This is a genomic window from Legionella bozemanae (genome assembly GCF_001648595.1).
Taxonomy (GTDB): domain Bacteria; phylum Pseudomonadota; class Gammaproteobacteria; order Legionellales; family Legionellaceae; genus Legionella; species Legionella bozemanae.
The window spans coordinates 106,319-125,693 of record NZ_LBAW01000010.1; the positions used below are offsets into that span (position 1 = coordinate 106,319).

Here is a 19,375-nt window from a genome sequence, read left to right on the forward strand (position 1 = left end):
AGAGGATGATACCGCAAATTGTTCCTCTAAAATTAAATGCCAAGAGAAAGGTGCAGATATAATTGAGAGTTCTGCAAAAAGAAAACCCGGGCTACGGCAGCGCTTTCACCCAGGCGATACTGGAAAAACTCTTAGCTACTCACAATTCTATTTACTCTATAGGATTTTGACACGTTACATCATATCCATGATATTTCATAGCCTTGCATACTTCAAAAGCAAGCAATCCATGGGCACGTGTACTTGGATGAATTTCATCCCAGAATAAATAACTCTCCGGAGTATCACATACTTGATAGTTCTTGTCTCCTGCAGCAAAGCTTGCATCCCTATATTGAAGCACTTGTGCATAACGTAATACGTAGTTGTTAGCAAAAGGCGAACTACGGAATGCATCATACATAGGAAGTTTCACATCAATACACGCTTCTGTAGTGTTAGTAAATCCATAAGTTTCCGGATTTTTTAAAGCACGTTCGAAATAATCGCTCATGTCGATATAGAGAAAATTTGCATCAGGGTAAATTTTTGCCCATTCCTGCATACGATTTCGAAGCCTGTCGTTGTGCATATCAATAGCATTATTCAAAACCTCTCTATCAGTGGTTTGCACTACGCGAGGTGTGTCGCCTATATGAGGCAGTCCCATGATTACAAAGCGACGAGCGCCAGCTTGCATTAATTTCATCACAGCAGAACCCGCACCGGATAAAACATTATCAACATAAGTACTCATTACTTCCGTGTTGTAATTATCTTCAAAGAATAAGACATTAATGTAATCATTACTCCCTGAGAAAATAAAAAACACGGTTTCCTTACTTAAAGCTGGGTGTTCTAATAAATAAGCTTGGACAGTTAAACCAAGACTTGGAGGAACCAACTTACCGACGATAAGATTTTTGATTGTTCCTAATGGATGACGAATCAAATTCCATACCGTTAATTGATAATCATAAGTTGCGGTCCAACTCCCCCCAAACGCACGGTTTAAATAAACTTCTTCATCCTCTGGGGCAATGGAAAGCATTTTTGCTAAATATTCGTTCCATACCTGGCCATTGGAGAAACGTGCATTCCAATAAGGTTTTCCTGGCAATACAGGAACTAATTTGATTTTACTAACCAAATTGGCAATATAGGGTGCCAATTGATTATCAAAAAAATCGGTAACTATGGCGATACCTGAATCCAAAACCATTTGCGGTACATAATATTCTTCGGCAAACTCAACCATTTTATTGAGAACAAATATTTTAAAAGGAGCGACTAAAAAAGCGGGATCTTCTTCCTGGCGTAAACTTTTAAGTAAGTGAGTGGTATTCCCTGTATCAGACAAGCTGTCGCCAAAAACCACCATAGACTTTACAGGAGTGGCGGCAAAACTTATGAACGGGACAAATAAACAAAGGATTAAGAACCAACGCAACTTCCGAATGTACTGGGCCATATTATCTCCTTATAAAATAAAGCCGCAAATGAAAGCAGATAGCTTTGGTATATAACAGTATGATCGCTGGTTAGTTTTTGTCAACGCATTTAGTTAATTTTTGCTTCATATTTAAACCAATAAGGCACCTAACCTAGGATGCATTTAATTCACGCCTATTGATTAAATTCTGTGTAAATGGTAATTTTTGCCGAATATTTTTGTTTCTCTTTTAGGTAGTACAATGGAAAAAATAGTAATCGCTGCATTTTATAAATTTGTTTCTTTGGAAAATTTTGAAACAATGCGCGAACCTTTGCTTGCTAAAATGCATGAAATCAAAATTAAAGGTACCATTATATTAGCCTCTGAGGGAATCAATGGAGGGTTTGCCGGTACTCGTGAACAAATGGATCTATTTTATCAATTCATTCGCCAGGATGAACGTTTAGCCGATTTAAAGTTTAAAGAAACTTTTGATAATGAAAACCCATTTGAAAAATCTAAAGTGAAACTTCGCAAAGAAATTGTAACTATGGGCATCAAAAATGTTGACCCTTTAAAATCTGCAGGAACCTATTTAAGCCCTGAAGAATGGAATGAATTAATTCAAGATCCCGATGTGGTGTTAATCGATACCCGTAATGATTATGAATTTGAATTAGGTACATTCAAAAACGCCATCAATCCCAGCACCGAAAATTTTAGAGATTTTCCGGAGTATGTGCGTGAACATTTACTTGATAAAAAAGATAAAAAAATTGCAATGTTTTGTACGGGTGGGATACGCTGTGAGAAATCCACTGCTTACTTAAAAGACCTGGGTTTCAAAAATGTCTATCATTTGTATGATGGCATTCTCAATTATATTGAACAAATGCCCCAAGAAAAATCGCTCTGGGAAGGGCAATGTTTTGTTTTTGATAACCGAGTAGCAGTTGATGCTCAATTAAATCGAGTCTATCCTCAATTACCACTGGATTACAAACATGATCGCAACAAAGAATAAATATGACAAATAAAAAACAATCCGATTCGACCATTGTGTTGAACCGCAAAGCAGGCTTTAACTATTTTATTGAGGATCAATACGAGGCAGGTTTAGTGCTTGAAGGTTGGGAAGTTAAAAGTTTACGCGCAGGAAAAATAAATCTGTCAGATGCACATATCATTATTAAATACGGCGAGGCCTTTTTACTTGGTGCCCAGATTCAACCACTCATAACCGCTTCGACACATTCTATTCCTGATCCAACACGTACACGCAAGTTATTATTGAATAAAAAAGAATTGAACCAACTCATCGGTAGTGTCGAACGCCAAGGCTATACTATAGTTCCCCTTTCTTTATATTGGAAAAAAAATAAAGTCAAAATAAAAATAGCTCTGGCCAAAGGTAAAAAAGAGCATGATAAGCGAGACTCCATTAAAGATCGTGAATGGCAAAGAGACCGTTCGCGCATTATGAAAAAAACAGGGAGAGAATAATGAATATAGGTGAATCCGTACCCGATTTTGCATTCACAGCAACGAATGGACTCAATGCTCGTTTGAGCGATTATCGAGGGCAATATGTAGTTCTTTATTTTTATCCTAAAGATGCAACCCCAGGATGTACTACAGAAGGGCAAGACTTTCGAGAGGCATATCCTCAGTTCCAAGAATTAAATACCCAGATATTTGGCGTTTCCCGCGACAGTTTAAAATCGCATGAAAATTTTAAAGCCAAGCAAAGCTTTCCTTTCGAACTCATTAGCGATCAGGACGAACAATTATGCCAAGTGTTTGATGTGATTAAAATGAAATCCATGTACGGCAAGCAAGTTCGCGGCATTGAACGCAGCACTTTTATCATTGACCCTCAAGGAAAATTAAGCAAGGAGTGGCGCAAAGTGAGTGTTAAAGGACATGTAGACGAAGTACTCAGTGCATTAAAATAAAAATTTTATTCTTGACTGAATCTTCTCCCCTAAGCAGAATGAAAGAAGCAATCAAATAATTGTAGCCTGGGTGAAGGCGCAGTCGTAACCCGAGACTGATGATAAAATCTCGGATTATGGCTACGTCTTAATACCATTAAGTGTCTGCACCTACGTTCCGCGGCTTGTCCGCGGAATCCAGGAACCTTCGATTATCACTGGATCCCGCGGACAAGCCGCGGGACGTAGGGTTCACTTAATGGCAGTACGGCTGCGCCTTCGCCCAGGCTACACGTTTTAATCACAAGGTGAATTTTATGGATAATAGCAATACCCGTCGAAAGCTGTTTGTACTGGATACCAACATCTTAATGCATGATCCTACAGCCATTTATCATTTTGAAGAGCATGATATCTATTTGCCGATGGTTGTTCTGGAGGAATTAGACAGCCACAAAACGGGTACATCAGAAGTAGCACGCAACGTACGTCAAACCAACCGCATGTTGGTGGAGCTCATGAGTAACGCGTCTCACGAACAAATCGTATCCGGATTAACGATACCTAACTATCTCAGCTCAGATAAAAAAAAATGCAGCGGCAAACTGTTTTTTCAAACCGATGAATTCGACCAGGTGGTTCCTTCCACTCTTCCAGGACATAAAGTAGATAATACGATTCTTGCAACTGCTTTGGGTTTACAAAAAAAATACGCGGGCAAAAAACAAGTAATTATTGTGTCAAAAGACATTAACTTACGTATCAAAGCAGGGATACTTGGAATTCTTGCAGAAGATTATTACAGCGACCAGGTATTGGATGATGTGAATCTGCTGCATAGGGGCCTGCACATTCTTGATAATAATTTCTGGGATACCCATGCTAAAGATATGGGATCATGGCAAGAAAGCGGTAAAACTTTTTATAAAGTGACAGGACCCTTAATCAATCAATGGAATCCCAATGATTGCATCAGTACTGAGGACGATCAATTTCAGGCGATTGTGAAAAAACTTGAAAGTGATCATGCAGTAATTCAGTTAATTCGCGATTACACAAAGCATTCCGTATGGGGAATTCATGCCAAAAACCGTGAACAAAACTTTTCTCTAAACTTGCTCATGGATCCAGATATCGATTTTGTGAGCTTACAGGGTCCGGCCGGAACAGGTAAAACGCTGCTCACCATTGCTGCAGGCTTAACTCAGGTTCTGGATCAAAACCGTTACACTGAAATTCTCATGACACGCGTGACGATTCCTGTAGGTGAAGACATTGGCTTTTTGCCTGGAACGGAAGAAGAAAAGATGACGCCATGGATGGGGGCTTTAATGGATAACTTAGAAGTCCTGCACAGTTCGCAAGTAGGAGGCAGCTTCGGACGCGGGGCAACTCAGGATTTATTACAAAACAAAATTAAAATTCGCTCCTTAAACTTCATGCGTGGGCGTACTTTTTTAAATCGCTACATTATCATTGATGAAGCGCAAAACCTAACTCCCAAACAAATAAAAACTTTAGTCACTCGGGCTGGACCAGGATCCAAAATTATCTGCCTCGGCGATATCAAACAAATCGATACCCCTTACTTGAGTGAAACCACTTCGGGTTTAACTTTTGCAGTAGATCGTTTTAAACACTGGGAACATAGTGCGCATATGAGTTTAACTCGTGGAGAACGCTCAAGACTTGCCTTTTATGCCGCAGAACATTTATAGTATGCACTTTAAGGATTTACCATGACTGACTATGCCATCACTTTTGATGACGTTCTCCTTGTTCCTTCGTACAATCACCACGAATCAAGAAGAGTAGTAGAAACCACCAGTACCGACAGGCTGGGTAAATTGACCCTCGAACTCCCTGTAATCAGCTCGAATATGGATACGATTACTGAAAGTGATATGGCTAATTTCATGAGCTCTAAAGGGGCGATGGGCGCCTTGCACCGCTTTATGTCCATCGAAGAAAATATCGAAGAATTTAAAAAGTGTCTCAATAAAGTTTTTGTTTCAGTTGGCTGTACTGCAGCTGAATTGGAACGAGCAGAAGCCTTACGTGATGCAGGAGCTGACTATTTCTGTGTGGATGTTGCGCATGCTCATGCCAAATATGTAGGAAAAACTTTAAAAAGCTTACGCCATATACTTGCTGACCGCTGTATTATGGCAGGAAATGTTGCCACCTACGCTGGCGCTGATTATCTTGCTTCATGCGGTGCTGACATCATTAAAGCAGGTATTGGCGGTGGTTCTGTGTGCAGCACCCGCATTAAAACAGGTTTTGGCGTGCCCATGCTAACCTGTATTCAAGATTGTTCCCGTGCTGACCGCTCTATTGTAGCTGATGGTGGAATAAAAACCTCTGGCGATATAGTTAAAGCTTTGGCTTTTGGTGCCGATTTTGTCATGATTGGTGGAATGTTAGCAGGTACATCACCAACCCCTGGTGAAGTCATTCAAAAAAAAGATGGCAGCAAAGTGAAGCGTTATCGTGGAATGGCCTCCAAAGAAGCGCAAGAAAACTTCTTGGGACAAATGCATGAATGGAAAACTGCTGAAGGCGTAGCAACTGAAGTTCCCTTCAAAGAAAGTCCTGATGTAATCATTGCCGATATAGTGGGTGGTTTAAGATCCGGGCTTACTTATGCTGGCGCTGATACAATTAGCGAGCTGCAGCGTAAATTAAATTATGTAGTCGTCACCCAAGCTGGACGCATTGAAAGTTTACCGCACAAATTATTGGGTTAGAATAAAGAATGATAAACCTGGGTCAAAGCGAAACCCGGGTTTATCGAACACAAATCCCCGAGTTCCAACTTCGCTTGATTCGTTACATATTAAATTGCACGTCACTAGTGAGATCTTTATCTTTTTCAGAAGTAGACGTAGGTGTGGTTGGTTTGTCTGTGAGCAAGTCGTCCCAGCCCTCCATATCGCCAAATGCTTCACGCGCTTCCGCCAATAAATCATCAGATTGAGTACTTTTCGGAGCATCCATTTTCAGATCGTCATCCTTTTTCATGCTATCTTGAATCGATTTTGTAGCCTGGTTTATAGCATCTGTAAGCCCCTTACTGACCATATCAGGCAGAGAACTTATTGAATCTGTAAACTGTCCAACCGCCTTCCCCATTGCGGTATTACTGATACTCTTACCGATGTCATCCAGTTTGTCACCCGCTTCTTTCTTGAGTTGTTGTCCGAGATCTTCTGCTTTAGCAGCTATTGCATCCTTCAACCCACCTACAGCTTTTCCCAGCTCTGTATTTGCAGCTTTATCCCAACCTGCTTTAGCCACATCTTTTAAGGCATCGTTGATGCTTCCATTAATATCTGCAACCATCTTCTGCAGATCTTCATTCAGCGCAAGATAAGGGTTTTTTTCCTGGCTCTCTTCTTTCTTCTTTGGAGCAGTTTTTTTAGGCTCCTCTGGCTGAGCTTTTTTCTTATCTTCCTCTTCGTCCCCCTTCGTTGCTTTTGGCTTGGGCTCCTCAACAGTAGGAACAACAACTTGCGGCTGTTGTGGGGGGGGCGTAGGATTTGGTTTTGAACTCTCATCTACAGTTTTATCAGTACCCATAAGTCTTAACCTCGACAATCTACCCCTATTACGTTAAAGATAGCACATTATAAGAAACATTGCCTTTAATAATAGATAGCGTAGATCCAATATTTTCAGATACACTAAATCTTAGCAAGATTCATTGCTTGATGATTTTTTTCAACCATAATTTACAATAACTTTGCAAAATAGACTTCTTGAAAAGTGCGGAGAGACACAAAGCGGAGAACTGGAAGTATGAGGATTTGTGCACCGCATCGACGAAGCATCTCGTCTTCTTTAGTAGAGTATAGAAAGAAGTCTAATAAATGCAACCTATACGGAATGATTATGAATCCTAACGATTTTCGCTTCATGCGCCGCGGCAAACAATTGTTTGATTTAAAAAGAGAAGATGTTGCACTCCTTAAACCAATTAGGCAACGGGGAACAAAAACAGATCACGCATTACTGCTTTTACATGGATTTACTTCTTCGCCAGCTGTTTATCGCTATCTAATTCCTCAATTAAATCAGTACGATGCTTTATTTTGTCCTGCATTACCAGGGCATGCAGACAGCATCACTGCTTTTGCACAAGCTAAGGCCAAAGATTGGCTTGAGTGTGCTACCCAAGAATGTGACGTGTTATTTAAAGAATATCAAAAAGTAGATGTACTCGGATTATCTCTTGGCGGTATATTGGCGTGTCAGTTGAGTGCGCATTTCACATTCAATCATATGTTTCTTTTAGCCCCTGCGTTAAAATTGCAGATGAATACTCATCAGAATCTAAAACTTCTTATCGCACTGCAAAAGCTTGGATTTTGCGAACTACGAGGTAGGGCAGGTAATCTCACCACCAATGAATATGCTGAAATATCCTATAGAAAGATTCCAATTCCTGCGTTGATTGAACTGTTTACCCTGATTAATGAATATCAATGGGTAACACCAAACTGCCCGATTGATCTCTTTTTGGGGAGTCATGACAGTGTTGTGGCCTCAAAAGAGGTAGAAAAAATGTTCTCTCATTTACCTAACACGACCATACATTGGCTAACACACTCAGCACATGTTTTACCATTAGATAATGATCTGGATATGATTGTGCAGTGCATTAATCAACGTACGCCGGGTGAAAAACCGTCTCCTCTGTTAGGAGAAGAAGAGATGCTTGCGACTGGAATATAGTGACCTGGCTGCTTGCAGCCAGGATCTAATAATTCGATAAGTTATTCAGCTCAAACTAAGGGTTATCCCCGGCTGAAGGTTGCGTTACAATTTGATGCCATTTTGAACTACCCTCTCCTACGGTCTGCGGCTTGGCCGCAGGGCCCACCCAGGTACAGATATCTGGATTCTGCGGACAAGCCGCAGAACGTAGATGATTTTAGATGTCATACTCCTTAAAGTCAGTGTGACTTTAAGGAAACTGCTTGTTGTAACGTGTGAAATCTTTCAGATCATATTGATTCCACTCACGCATATCCAATACGGAACCATTATAAGCCATAAAATCTGCTCGTGTGGTTGGTAAATTAAAATAATAAATATCACTGGCATCAGTAGCCAAATTGCTCTGATGTTTCACCGCTGAAATCTCGGCAACAGCATGATCATGAGTCCTCACAAAACTGCGTTGCGCACGCAAATAACGTCCTTTAAAGCGTGCATTTCCCCAAAGCTCAACATCAAGTCGATTTACTGCACCCGCTAATTGAATTGTTGTTTTCTGTTTCGCACGTACAGTTAAGGTATCCGTTTTAACCCAATAAAAACTGATCCAAGCATTTCCTTGCATGGTTAAATTAGATAGATTAGCAACACCTGAAAGTTGTACCTTTGGACTTTCCTGCAGATGAACCTGTAAGCTTGGGCTTGTTAATCCACTAATTTGGGTAAGCCCTTTGCCTTTTATATCCAGAACACGCAAGCCAATAGATCCTCCTAATCTTACATTTCCAGTATTTACCAAATAAACATCCAATATACTGGTGTGCAGCCTGTCCCCTGTGATTAAAGGCGTACCATTAGCCGTCAAGCGGTTAAGAAACCGGCCTCTAACCTCAGCATAAACTGGGCCAAATTTTGGATAACCACCGCCTAGAACCAAATACAGAGTATTTTGTATTACTTCAACTTTTATCGCCGCCAAATCGCGCGCATCACCTGATAAAATTACTTGAGGATTTTTATAACCTGTATGCAAACTGATATTGATTTGCCCTTGCGCATTAACCTGATTGAAAGCAGAGACTTGTCTGACTTGTTTTGTCTTAAGCGCTTGCGGAGGAGGTAGCGGTTGATTTCTGGGCGCATGATGCGCGCAAGAAGCTAATAAAAAGACAATTAGAATCAATAAATAACACTGCTTTAGCATAGACTTCATTCCCGTATCAATAATTTCTCTACATTAGAGGAAGTTCTGACAATGTGCAAGGCTACTAAAACCAACTTCCTTTATTAAAATTAGAAAGCATGACATTGGCAGGACAAGTATCATTCACTTGAGAATTAGGCGCACTATCAACTAGAGACTCTAAAGATTCATCGAAAGGAATCAATGCAGGCAATTGAATATAAATGTCAACTAATATGCCATTTCTACATCCTAAATAAACTTTCCCGGAATTATTTTTACCAAATGCTTGGCCTACCATCTTCCGCAACACAGTTAAAGGAACCTTTTGCCCCTGATGTTCCGTTAAATAATGCCCCAAAACAGAATTATCCACTGCTTCAGTCAAACGCATGGCCAGTGAAAAATATTCATCGGCAGATAAAATTTGACAACTGCCATGTTTATTCCATTCATGACGCTCCAAACAGCTTCCATAACGATAACTGGGCATTATCTTTTGCAAATGCTCAGATACCGAGGATGATAAATTTAATGGAGGATAGGCACAGTGATTGGATTTCTGCTTTACGCCACAATATCCATAACTTTGTCCGCAGGCATATTGATTGGGCCATAAACCATGTAAGGTCAGATGTTTTGCTTGATAGGAATTTTTAGGTAAATGCATGCACTCGGGTTTACCTGCTTCATATCCATATGTTTGACAAAAACCCGGCTGCGAACTAAGCGCCAAGACATAAGAATCAGACATGCCTGCATGCGTATCACACGCATCACCCAGCGCAACAGAAGCAATAACGTTAACAGAAAAAACAAGCAACAACAGGATAGGGAGCTTTTTCATTAAGACACTCCGTGTCAGGCTTCTTTTGAACATTATACAGAAGAAGATGATGAATGCCAGTTTTTTATTTTTACATAACCCCATTGAATTTTAATGAAAAAATTTTAAATAAGGTGTCTAGTTCAAATACTAAATCAACCCTAGTCTGGATGAGACGCAGCGAAATCGGGGTTACGGTTAAATCGGAACCCCGATTAATATTCAACTGTAGGAGTAGGATCTATTGAATTATCTCCTTTATTCACTAGGGGCTCCCTTTCCTCACCAGAAGAGAAAAGACGGTCGCGTTCAAGTTTAGGCTGCTCAAGAAGCTCCTTACAAAACTTATCATATGATTCCTCATCAAATTCTAATGCCTTTTTTTCCTCAGGTTTAAATAGTGCATCCACGAGCATCTGCGTCGCAATTGCTAACGCTATTGCAGCAATAAGTACAGGTATAATACCAAGCCCTCCCAGAGGTATAGCCACTACACTTGCCAAAACAACAACAGGAACTAAAGCTTCAATCATAATACGTCGTGCTAAATTCACTGATTGATAAATCATCATCTGCTTCTGATATTCTGTTTCTGCCTGAAGTTGCCTGATTTCAAGATAAAGAAGTTTTTTCTCGTCATCTTTTTTTAAATTTGGCTTTCTTAATAGGACCAGTAACTCTTTTACTTTGGCATCATGATCCTGCTTATGCTCTTGCATTGTTTTATAGGTTTTATAAAGCTCAATGCCACCTTTGATTGCATTATTAATAATAGTAAATGCAAGACATGCTGCCGCGCCAACAATCACCATGATACCTAATACTGGAGCTGATATAGGCATAAATGGCGCAGTTAAGACTAAAAAAGCCAACATAAGACCAACAGCATAGGCAATATTATTGATTAAGGATACTTTTTGCAGTTGCCAATCTCTGTAGCACTTTAACTTTTCTCGTTCCAAGGTGCGAATTTGTATCTCAATTTGGCGTTTTTCCTGTCGTTCACTGTCTCGAAGCTCCCTATCTTTTATATCTTTAAAAACTTGAAGTTGTTTTCCTAACCGTTCAAGATCTTCATCATATTGCAGCATGGCCTTATGATATTTTATTCTTTGCTCCTCAAATTCCCATGCCGTCATGGCGATATCAAAAACTAAAAGAACAAGAGTGACAACATCTCCTGCAGTACCCAACGCACCTTTTCCGTTAAGCCAGAAGAAGCAAAACAAATTAGCCGTTCCCCAAATAAAATCATTCAATAAAGCAAATTTTCTTTGTGCGAATTGGGTGAGAAAACGTTCTTCCGGAGGTATTTTTGCTTCCTCCTCACTCATCCATGAACCTTTTATGGTATGTTTGAGCAATAAACCCAACTCCAGGAAAAAACGTGCATAATATAAAGTCCAGCTCAAATTTCCCGTGAAAGGATCCGGAGTTTTCATGGCTTCGGGCCCTTGTCCCGCATACATATAATCAGGCAGCAAGCCAACTACTGTTTTTAAAAAAGATGAACCCCAAACCCAATAAAGTCGACCTTCATTGATTTTACCCATGTACTCTTTAATGGTCTTGGTTGTACCCCCAGGTAAATCAACCATATCCTTAGCCAATAATTGCCCAAGGGGAATGCCCAAATATTTTACTGGTTTTGCTTCATGGGTCTCTGCATAATGCATCCTGATTCGTTGTTGATATTCAGAATCCAAGCGCATAAGAAGTTCTGAGCATCGTTTAATATGTTGATTATAAGTGTTTACGTTTTCAGTTTTCTGATATTCTATTTCGTGTCGTTTTTGTGCCAGCAAAAGCAACAGAGTAATTCTCAGATTAAAGATCAACTCTTCTTTTCGTTCTGGAATATGCTCTATATATGGGAGCATAGCTCTGTCTGTATTAGCCAGTATCCCTAAATAAAAATTCAATGAAGGAAGAAAATCATTGCTACGACGCTCAGTATAAGCACGGTTTGTTAATTTCCGTATATAATCCAGCTCCTCACCTCTTGCCCGTTTGTAGGTGCCAGAGCATGAGCTCTTTAGGCTACTATAAGCATTTATCTGTTTAATATATTCAGCATACGCCGACTCGTATTGAGTATATTCCTCAAGATATTTAAGGTATTCAGGATCTGTTCTCTGTTTCTTTGCTTTTGACTGCTCCAATTCATCAGATTCTTCAAACGCCACAGGCTCCGGGGGCTCTTGGGGTTTCTCAGGCTCCTTGGGAAGTTCCAACTTACGAATACGATTACCTTTTTTATCTCCATAATAAAGTGTATTTTCATAGAGAAAGACTACATCATTATTTTCTCTATCTTCTGTAAAAAATTTAGGAAGTTCAGCAAATGTTGTTGGCAGAAAATCAAGCTGAATAAGGCCACATTCAGTGCGGTTGTACTGTAGCAAGTCCTCGAAGCTCAAATCAGCAAATTTCTTGTCATCTTTAAATGCATCTCTAAGAAAGGATTGCAGAACTGCGCTACTCGTTGCCATAATGTCACCTCTGTGCTTATGAATTTCGGCGACTAATTCATTTAATCACAGTAAAAAAATTAATATGTTCTTTTTTATAACATAGCACTAATTTTAAAAACAAGATGTGCATTCGTTGATTTACACTATTGAAACTAAAATTTGCATAAAATAATAAATAGGAATAAGAGCTTAAGCTTACCTTAAGGAAACAAAGGTTTTCCGTCATATATTCTCTGGGAGCCGCCGCAGCCCTATCCTATAAATATTTTTAAGCACCCTGTTAGGAAAGCTCGCGCGCGTAGATGTCATCAAAGCGTTTAATATCATCCTCGCCTAAATACGCACCACTTTGAACTTCAATAACATAAAGTGGTTCATTGCCTGGATTACTTAAACGATGAAGCGTATTTTGTGCGATGTACGTTGATTGATTTACCGATAAATAAATCGTTTGCGTGTCATTAATTACTTCTGCCTTTCCAGAAACAACAACCCAATGTTCGGCCCGATGTTGATGCATTTGTAAGGACAAACGAGCACCAGGTTTTACCATGAGTCGTTTTACTTTAAAAGAAGCCCCCTCAGCCAAAACTTCATAATATCCCCAAGGACGAGACACGCGTTGGTGATCTTGGGTCAATTGATGATGATCTTTATTTAAAGAACTCACTAAATCTTTAACGTGTTGTGAATATTGCTTGTCCGCCACCAACACAGCATCTTGGGTAGCAACAATGATTTGATCTTGTACTCCTATTGCAGTCACTAAAATGTCGGTGCTGTGGATCAGGCAATTAGAACTCTGCTGTGCAATCACTTTTCCAGTAACCGTGTTGCCGTCTTGATCGGGTGTATTTGCATCCGCTACTGCAGACCAACACCCTAAATCGCTCCACTGCATGGAAACAGGTATAACCGCAGCTTTATTCGTCTTTTCCATAATTGCATAATCAATGGATTCGGCCTCGCAACGAGAAAAGCATTCTAAATCAAGACGTAAAAAATCATGGTGATGTTGTGCTTTTAAAACGGCTTGCTGACTAAAATAATGAATGTCTGGCTGATATTCGACCAACTCCTGAAGGTATACGCCAGCCCGGCAAACAAACATACCGCTATTCCAAAAATAATTTCCATTGGCAATAAATTCTTTTGCTTGCTCAAGTGCCGGTTTTTCTCTGAAACGTAAAACCTGCTGTACTCTATCAGTTAATGGCAACCCTGCTTCTATATAACCATATCCAGTTTTAGGGCTGTCCGGCTGGATACCAAAAGTAATTAAAGCCTGATGCTCTGCAGCAAATTGCGTTCCCAGTAACATTGCTTCTTGCCATGCTACATCATCAGCGATCCAATGATCTGATGGAAGTACCAACATGACTGCATCAGGACCGGCGATTTGCGATAAATAATGAGCAGCACAAGCAATTGCTGGAGCTGTATTGCGGGCACAAGGCTCCAGCAGATAAGTCATTGAATGAGTTAAATGATTTAATTGCTCCTGACAAAGAAAATAATGCGCATCATTACTTACAATAAGGGCATGAGTATTTATCAGATTCTGTGCTCTTTGCACAGTTTGTTGCAAAAGGGACAGTTCACCATTTAAAGCCAAGAATTGCTTCGGATAATTTTTACGAGATAAAGGCCATAAACGAGTTCCAGAACCGCCTGCAAGGATAACGGGATAAAGAGTAGTCGTCATAAAGTTCCATGTTATGGCATAATGCGCGCATTCTAGCAGCATTTTAAACCTAAAAAAAGCTAACTACCCAAGAAGTCTGGGCAATTATAATCGCCCACGTCCTACAGATTGTCCGCAGGATCCAGAGCTCTAGACTCAGAGCAAGATTCCTGGATCTGCGGACAAGCCGCAGAACGTAGCCAGCAGTTCTTACCCGGACTTATTTAAGAAGTTACAAAAATGAGTAAATTTGGAGAATTATAGATCATGAAAAAAGCGGTAGTCCTATTATCTGGCGGCCTAGATTCAACTACTTGCCTGGCTTTGGCTCGCTCAAAAGGCTTTTCCTGCTACACAATCAGCTTTTCTTATGGACAAAGGCATTCAGCTGAGTTGCTCGCTGCACAACGCATTGCTCAGTATTATAATGTTGCGACACATCACATTGTCACCTTAGATACTGCATTATTTCGTAATTCAGCTTTGACAGATTCTAATATAGAAGTACCATCTTTTCAGGGGGGCTCTGACATTCCAGTTACTTATGTGCCTGCACGCAATACTATTTTCCTTGCTATGGCCTTAGGTTTCGCAGAATCTATAGGAGCAAGAGAGATTTTTATCGGTGCAAGCTCTGTTGATTATTCTCATTATCCTGATTGCCGCCCTGAATTTATCCAATCATTTCAAAATTTAGCCAATTTGGCAACTAAAGCAGGGATAAGCGGTGATCAATTCACCATCCATGCACCCTTACAACATTTAAGCAAGATAGAAACGATCCAATTGGGGGTGAGTTTGGGTGTAGATTACAGCTTAACTGTTTCATGTTATCAGGCAAATGATGCAGGTGAAGCATGTGGTCAATGTGATAGTTGTACTTTTAGAAAGCGCGGCTTTCTTGGTGCTGGAATTGATGATCCTACTTTATATCGCCGTTCCGATCATTGACAAAATGACAGGGGAATTATCATTAAATTGTGTAGTTCCCTTTCCTCTACAATATGCTCAAACCTCTTTCTGATCAAAAATAAACCTTAAGGTTTTATTAATATAAATCTTGTTCATTTATTACACTATTCACGCAAAAAAATCAAATATTTTTACACTTTTGTTACAACAAATTGAGCATTTTTGATTCACATGTAGCAAAATCATTGCTATTATTTGCCCTGATTTATAACCTTGGAGTAACACATGAAATTTAAAGAAGTTATGAGTACGATTGCGTACCTCCCCGCGAATGCTTTCACAGGTCTGTCTAATCTATTATTAGGTTCTACTGTAAAAGAAAAAGGTAGAGACGGCGTAGAAAGAGTTAAAACAGATCTCAATGGTAAACCTGTAACAACACCTGGTTTAGTAGGTTATATAGCTGACGGTATTAAAATTGTTAGCCGTTCAACTGCTGATTTCCTCTCTAACCATAAAAAAGCAATCGCTACTGCTGCATGGCTTTCTCTACTTGCTGCCGGCGCAGTTGCACTTACTTTATTCTTGTGGCCTGCTGCTCTAACTGCAGTTGCTACTTTCTCAATCGCCGGTCTTTCTATTGCTGCAATTGCTGGCGCTAGCACCATTGCACAAATCGGTCTTGCTGCTGCATTAACTGCTGCTGCTGTTTCTGTAGCAACTTACGTAGCTGCTGCTGCTGGTAACGCAATTAACTGGCTTGCTGAATGCTGCAAGGGTCTTCGTAGCAAGAGCCAAAAAAGCAGAGTTGAAATACTGCACGATGAAGAAGAAGATGATGAACACAGTTTGGGTAAAGGTACTGGTTTAGACCAAACTATTTTTACTACTACCAGCAACCCATACACGACCTTAACTTCAACTAAGCGTTCAGAAGTAAGCTCAGAGAAGCGCTCATCAGGCACTGTAGTTACTCTGAAACGTGATGAAGACGTACCTCAATTCTCATCTCCTTTGAGCACAACTGTTACTAAGAAGAAAGATGAAGAAGAAGTTGTTCATAAAGACACACTCTCTTTGAGCAACAGCCAATAATCTGTATTAAAGTAGGAATGCAAAACGCGGCGCATGCCGCGTTTTTTATTTCTAATGAATTACTTACACGGCGTAACCCCAAAGGAATGAAATAAACACCAAACGATAGGCCTACATTTTAGAATTTTCTTTTTTATGCAATGGCACTACGATTTGCTCCATAACATAACTCAGTTACCTACAGCATTTATGGCTCACATGCGTTATAATCTGTCATTTTCATACAAGCAGGTACTGAATTAATGGCGAAACAACGTAAAATGCTGGTCACCAGCGCCTTACCTTACGCAAATGGACATTTACATCTTGGACATTTAGTAGAGCATATTCAAACGGATATTTGGGTACGTACCCACAAAATGTCTGGAATCGATTGCATCAGTATCTGTGGTGACGATGCGCATGGCACCCCGATTATGTTAAAAGCAGAACAAATAGGGATTACTCCAGAAGCCTTAACTGCCGAAATAAAGCAAAGCCATGAACATGACTTCAAAGCGTTTGCGATCGATTATGACTGTTATCATACGACCCACTCTCCGGAAAACCAGGCCTTAGCTGCAGGCATTTACGAGTCATTGCAAGCAAATGGTTCTATTATTAAAAGAACCATACGGCAAGCTTATGATCCCGTAAAACAAATGTTTTTACCTGATCGCTACGTCAAAGGAACATGTCCCAAATGTAGTGCTCACGATCAATATGGGGATAACTGTGAGGTCTGTGGTGCAACCTACTCACCTACGGATTTGATTGATGCGGTATCCGCTATTTCAGGAGCCAAACCTATAGAAAAAGATTCAGAGCATTACTTCTTTGATCTGCCCCGTTATGAGTCGCTTTTAAAAGAATGGACCCGTAGCGGACATTTGCAAGCTGAAGTAGCGAATAAGCTGGATGAGTGGTTTGCCGCAGGATTAAAACAATGGGATATCTCGCGTGATGCCCCTTATTTTGGATTTCCCATTCCTGGGACTACAGACAAATACTTCTATGTCTGGCTTGATGCCCCTATAGGTTATATGGCCAGTTTTAAAAAATACTGCGATGAACAAGGCATTTCTTTTGCAGAATTTTGGGATAAAGACTCTACCACTGAGTTATACCATTTCGTTGGTAAAGACATTGTTTACTTCCATGCTTTGTTTTGGCCTGCCATGCTTGCTGCTAGCGGCCATCGCATGCCTACAGCCGTGTACACCCATGGCTTTTTAACCGTTGATGGTCAGAAAATGTCAAAATCACGTGGCACTTTTCTTGAAGCACGGACTTATCTGGAGCATCTGCATCCCGAATACCTCCGTTATTATTTTGCCGCCAAACTAAACGGTCGCGTTGATGATTTGGATTTAAATTTTGATGATTTCATCAACAGGATCAATGCAGATCTCGTGGGTAAGGTAGTCAATATTGCCAGTCGTTGTGCCGGTTTTATCAATAAGCGATTTGATAACCGTTTAAGTAGCAGCTTAAGTGATCCACAATTGTATGCAGAACTACTTGATGTGCGCGCTGAAGTGATTGAATCTTTTATTTCTCGTGATTATGCACGCGCTATTCGCCAGATTATGGATTGCGCCGATAAAGTGAATCAGTATATAGATACCCATAAACCCTGGGTATTAGCAAAAGAAGAAGGACGCTTAGCCGAAGTCCAGGCTATTTGTACCATGGGAATTAATTTATTTCGGATCTTAATCACTTATTTAAAACCCGTATTGCCTTTGATGGCAAAAGCCTCTGAAGATTTTTTAAATTGCGAACCCCTTAACTGGGAATCAATTAATCAGCCTTTGCTCAATCATCATCTCAATACCTTCCAGCCTTTAATGGTTCGTGTTGAAAAGGAAAAAATACAAGCCATGCTGGAGCAATCCAAACAGGTGTACCATGGCCTCAGTTAAAGAAATTGATGCGCTTTTGCCACAAACTCAATGTGGCGAATGCGATTACCCTGGCTGCTTGCCCTATGCCGAAGCTTTGGCTCAAGGGGCAGCTCCAATTAATAAATGCCCTCCCGGAGGAGTTACTACCGTCAAAGCATTAGGTGCTTTACTCAATATTGATCCTGCCCCTTATTTGCAGAGTGCACGCACGAATACCCGGGCACCCTCTGTTGCGGTCATTCGTGAAGCAGAATGTATTGGGTGCACCAAATGCATCAAAGCCTGCCCGGTAGATGCAATTATTGGCAGTGGTAAATTAATGCATGCGGTTATCAACCATGAATGTACCGGTTGTGGCTTGTGTGTTGCTCCATGTCCAGTAGATTGTATTGAGATGGTTACTTTACCGGATATACACTATGATAAAGACATAGCACGCACGCGCTTTAATGCCAAACAAACACGTTTATTACGTGAGGAACATGAAAAACAACAGGCTTATAGAGAAAAGCGCCAACTTGCATTGAAAACAGATAAGACTCAAGACTTACAAGCCAAGCAAAACTATATTCAACAAGCATTGGCACGTGTAAAAGCGAAAAAAACTCATGAATAAAAAGCAGCGCCATGAAATTTTTGTGCGTTTTCGTGAACAAAATCCACATCCAACTACGGAGTTGGTTTACCATTCTCCTTTTGAATTATTAATTGCTGTCATTCTTTCAGCACAAGCAACTGATGTTGGCGTAAATAAAGCAACAGCCAAGTTATTTCCAGTAGCGAACACCCCCCAGGGTATTCTTGAATTGGGCTTGGAAAAACTTAAAGATTATATAAAATCTATAGGTCTTTATAATAGCAAGGCACAAAATATTATGAAAACCTGTGCGTTGCTGGTCAAAAAGTACAACGGGAAAGTACCCGATCAACGTAATGACTTGGAATCTTTGCCGGGAGTAGGCCGTAAAACAGCTAATGTAATCCTGAATACAGCTTTTGGCGAACCTACAGTGGCTGTAGATACTCATATATTCAGGGTATCTAATCGTACTGGCCTTGCTAAAGGAAAAACTCCTTTAGAAGTAGAAAAAGCACTCATAAAAAATATTGAAGCTAAATTTCTAAAAGATGCGCATCACTGGCTTGTTTTACATGGACGGTATGTATGCACTGCACGCCGTCCTCAATGTAAAACGTGCATCATTCAGGATCTTTGTGAGTACCCTGATAAAAACCTATAAAAAA

17 protein-coding genes are annotated in these 19,375 nt (G+C 40.2%); 11 read left to right on the forward strand and 6 right to left on the reverse strand.

What is annotated here, in order from left to right; translation table 11 throughout:
- Positions 1–151 precede the first annotated feature (151 nt).
- The gene (gene plaC / locus A8O27_RS09310; protein ID WP_058458910.1) at positions 152–1,450 is read right to left on the reverse strand and encodes a lysophospholipase/glycerophospholipid:cholesterol acyltransferase PlaC; all 1,299 of its coding nucleotides are present in this window, start codon (positions 1,448–1,450) and stop codon (positions 152–154) included.
- 223 nt (positions 1,451–1,673) lie between these two features.
- On the opposite strand from plaC, the gene trhO reads away from it, so the two are divergent.
- The 5 genes from trhO to A8O27_RS09335 all read left to right on the forward strand — a co-directional run bounded on the left by trhO (position 1,674) and on the right by A8O27_RS09335 (position 6,098).
- Positions 1,674–2,438, forward strand: coding sequence for an oxygen-dependent tRNA uridine(34) hydroxylase TrhO (gene trhO, locus A8O27_RS09315; RefSeq protein ID WP_058458909.1), 765 nt, complete (start codon positions 1,674–1,676; stop codon positions 2,436–2,438).
- 2 nt (positions 2,439–2,440) lie between these two features.
- Positions 2,441–2,917: an SsrA-binding protein SmpB gene (smpB, locus tag A8O27_RS09320; RefSeq protein ID WP_058458908.1), complete on the forward strand. Its 477-nt coding sequence runs from the start codon at positions 2,441–2,443 to the stop codon at positions 2,915–2,917.
- A complete protein-coding gene (locus A8O27_RS09325; protein ID WP_058458907.1) occupies positions 2,917–3,369 on the forward strand; it encodes a peroxiredoxin in 453 nt (150 codons plus the stop codon). The genes smpB and A8O27_RS09325 overlap by 1 nt, the downstream gene beginning before the upstream one ends.
- 296 nt (positions 3,370–3,665) lie before the next feature.
- Positions 3,666–5,066, forward strand: a complete 1,401-nt coding sequence (locus A8O27_RS09330; RefSeq protein ID WP_058458325.1) for a PhoH family protein — start codon at positions 3,666–3,668, stop codon at positions 5,064–5,066.
- Between the two features lie 21 nt (positions 5,067–5,087).
- The gene (locus A8O27_RS09335; protein WP_058458324.1) at positions 5,088–6,098 is read left to right on the forward strand and encodes a guanosine monophosphate reductase; all 1,011 of its coding nucleotides are present in this window, start codon (positions 5,088–5,090) and stop codon (positions 6,096–6,098) included.
- A gap of 82 nt (positions 6,099–6,180) precedes the next feature.
- On the opposite strand, the gene A8O27_RS09340 is transcribed toward A8O27_RS09335, so the two are convergent.
- On the reverse strand, positions 6,181–6,930 hold the full coding sequence (locus A8O27_RS09340; RefSeq protein ID WP_058458323.1) for a hypothetical protein: 750 nt from the start codon (positions 6,928–6,930) through the stop codon (positions 6,181–6,183).
- 312 nt (positions 6,931–7,242) lie between these two features.
- Here A8O27_RS09340 and A8O27_RS09345 point away from each other — a divergent pair, with 312 nt between their 5' ends.
- On the forward strand, positions 7,243–8,085 hold the full coding sequence (locus A8O27_RS09345) for an alpha/beta hydrolase (RefSeq protein WP_082642398.1): 843 nt from the start codon (positions 7,243–7,245) through the stop codon (positions 8,083–8,085).
- A gap of 232 nt (positions 8,086–8,317) precedes the next feature.
- On the opposite strand, the gene A8O27_RS09350 is transcribed toward A8O27_RS09345, so the two are convergent.
- The 4 genes from A8O27_RS09350 to A8O27_RS09365 form a co-directional block, all read right to left on the reverse strand.
- The gene (locus A8O27_RS09350) at positions 8,318–9,274 is read right to left on the reverse strand and encodes a GIN domain-containing protein (RefSeq protein ID WP_058458322.1); all 957 of its coding nucleotides are present in this window, start codon (positions 9,272–9,274) and stop codon (positions 8,318–8,320) included.
- Between the two features lie 64 nt (positions 9,275–9,338).
- Complete coding sequence (locus A8O27_RS09355; protein ID WP_058458321.1) at positions 9,339–10,100, reverse strand: ribonuclease T2 family protein; 762 nt, start codon at positions 10,098–10,100, stop codon at positions 9,339–9,341.
- Positions 10,101–10,294: 194 nt separating this feature from the next.
- A complete protein-coding gene (locus tag A8O27_RS09360) occupies positions 10,295–12,571 on the reverse strand; it encodes an AAA family ATPase (RefSeq protein WP_058458320.1) in 2,277 nt (758 codons plus the stop codon).
- Positions 12,572–12,833: 262 nt separating this feature from the next.
- Positions 12,834–14,258, reverse strand: a complete 1,425-nt coding sequence (locus tag A8O27_RS09365) for a mannose-1-phosphate guanylyltransferase/mannose-6-phosphate isomerase (protein ID WP_058458319.1) — start codon at positions 14,256–14,258, stop codon at positions 12,834–12,836.
- 246 nt (positions 14,259–14,504) lie between these two features.
- Between A8O27_RS09365 and queC the strand changes: the two genes are divergently transcribed.
- The 5 genes from queC (at position 14,505) to nth (ending at position 19,371) form a co-directional block, all read left to right on the forward strand.
- Positions 14,505–15,188 (forward strand): 7-cyano-7-deazaguanine synthase QueC, encoded by a 684-nt coding sequence (gene queC / locus A8O27_RS09370; protein WP_058458318.1) that lies wholly within the window; start codon positions 14,505–14,507, stop codon positions 15,186–15,188.
- A gap of 246 nt (positions 15,189–15,434) precedes the next feature.
- Positions 15,435–16,244 (forward strand): hypothetical protein, encoded by an 810-nt coding sequence (locus A8O27_RS09375; protein WP_058458317.1) that lies wholly within the window; start codon positions 15,435–15,437, stop codon positions 16,242–16,244.
- 242 nt (positions 16,245–16,486) lie between these two features.
- Positions 16,487–18,148: a methionine--tRNA ligase gene (metG, locus tag A8O27_RS09380; protein ID WP_058458316.1), complete on the forward strand. Its 1,662-nt coding sequence runs from the start codon at positions 16,487–16,489 to the stop codon at positions 18,146–18,148.
- Positions 18,135–18,746 carry an RnfABCDGE type electron transport complex subunit B gene (locus tag A8O27_RS09385; RefSeq protein WP_058458315.1) on the forward strand — a complete coding sequence of 204 codons (612 nt, stop codon included), beginning with the start codon at positions 18,135–18,137 and terminating at the stop codon, positions 18,744–18,746. Before metG ends, A8O27_RS09385 begins: the two co-directional genes overlap by 14 nt.
- Positions 18,739–19,371, forward strand: coding sequence for an endonuclease III (gene nth / locus A8O27_RS09390; RefSeq protein ID WP_058458314.1), 633 nt, complete (start codon positions 18,739–18,741; stop codon positions 19,369–19,371). The genes A8O27_RS09385 and nth overlap by 8 nt, the downstream gene beginning before the upstream one ends.
- Positions 19,372–19,375 lie beyond the last annotated feature (4 nt).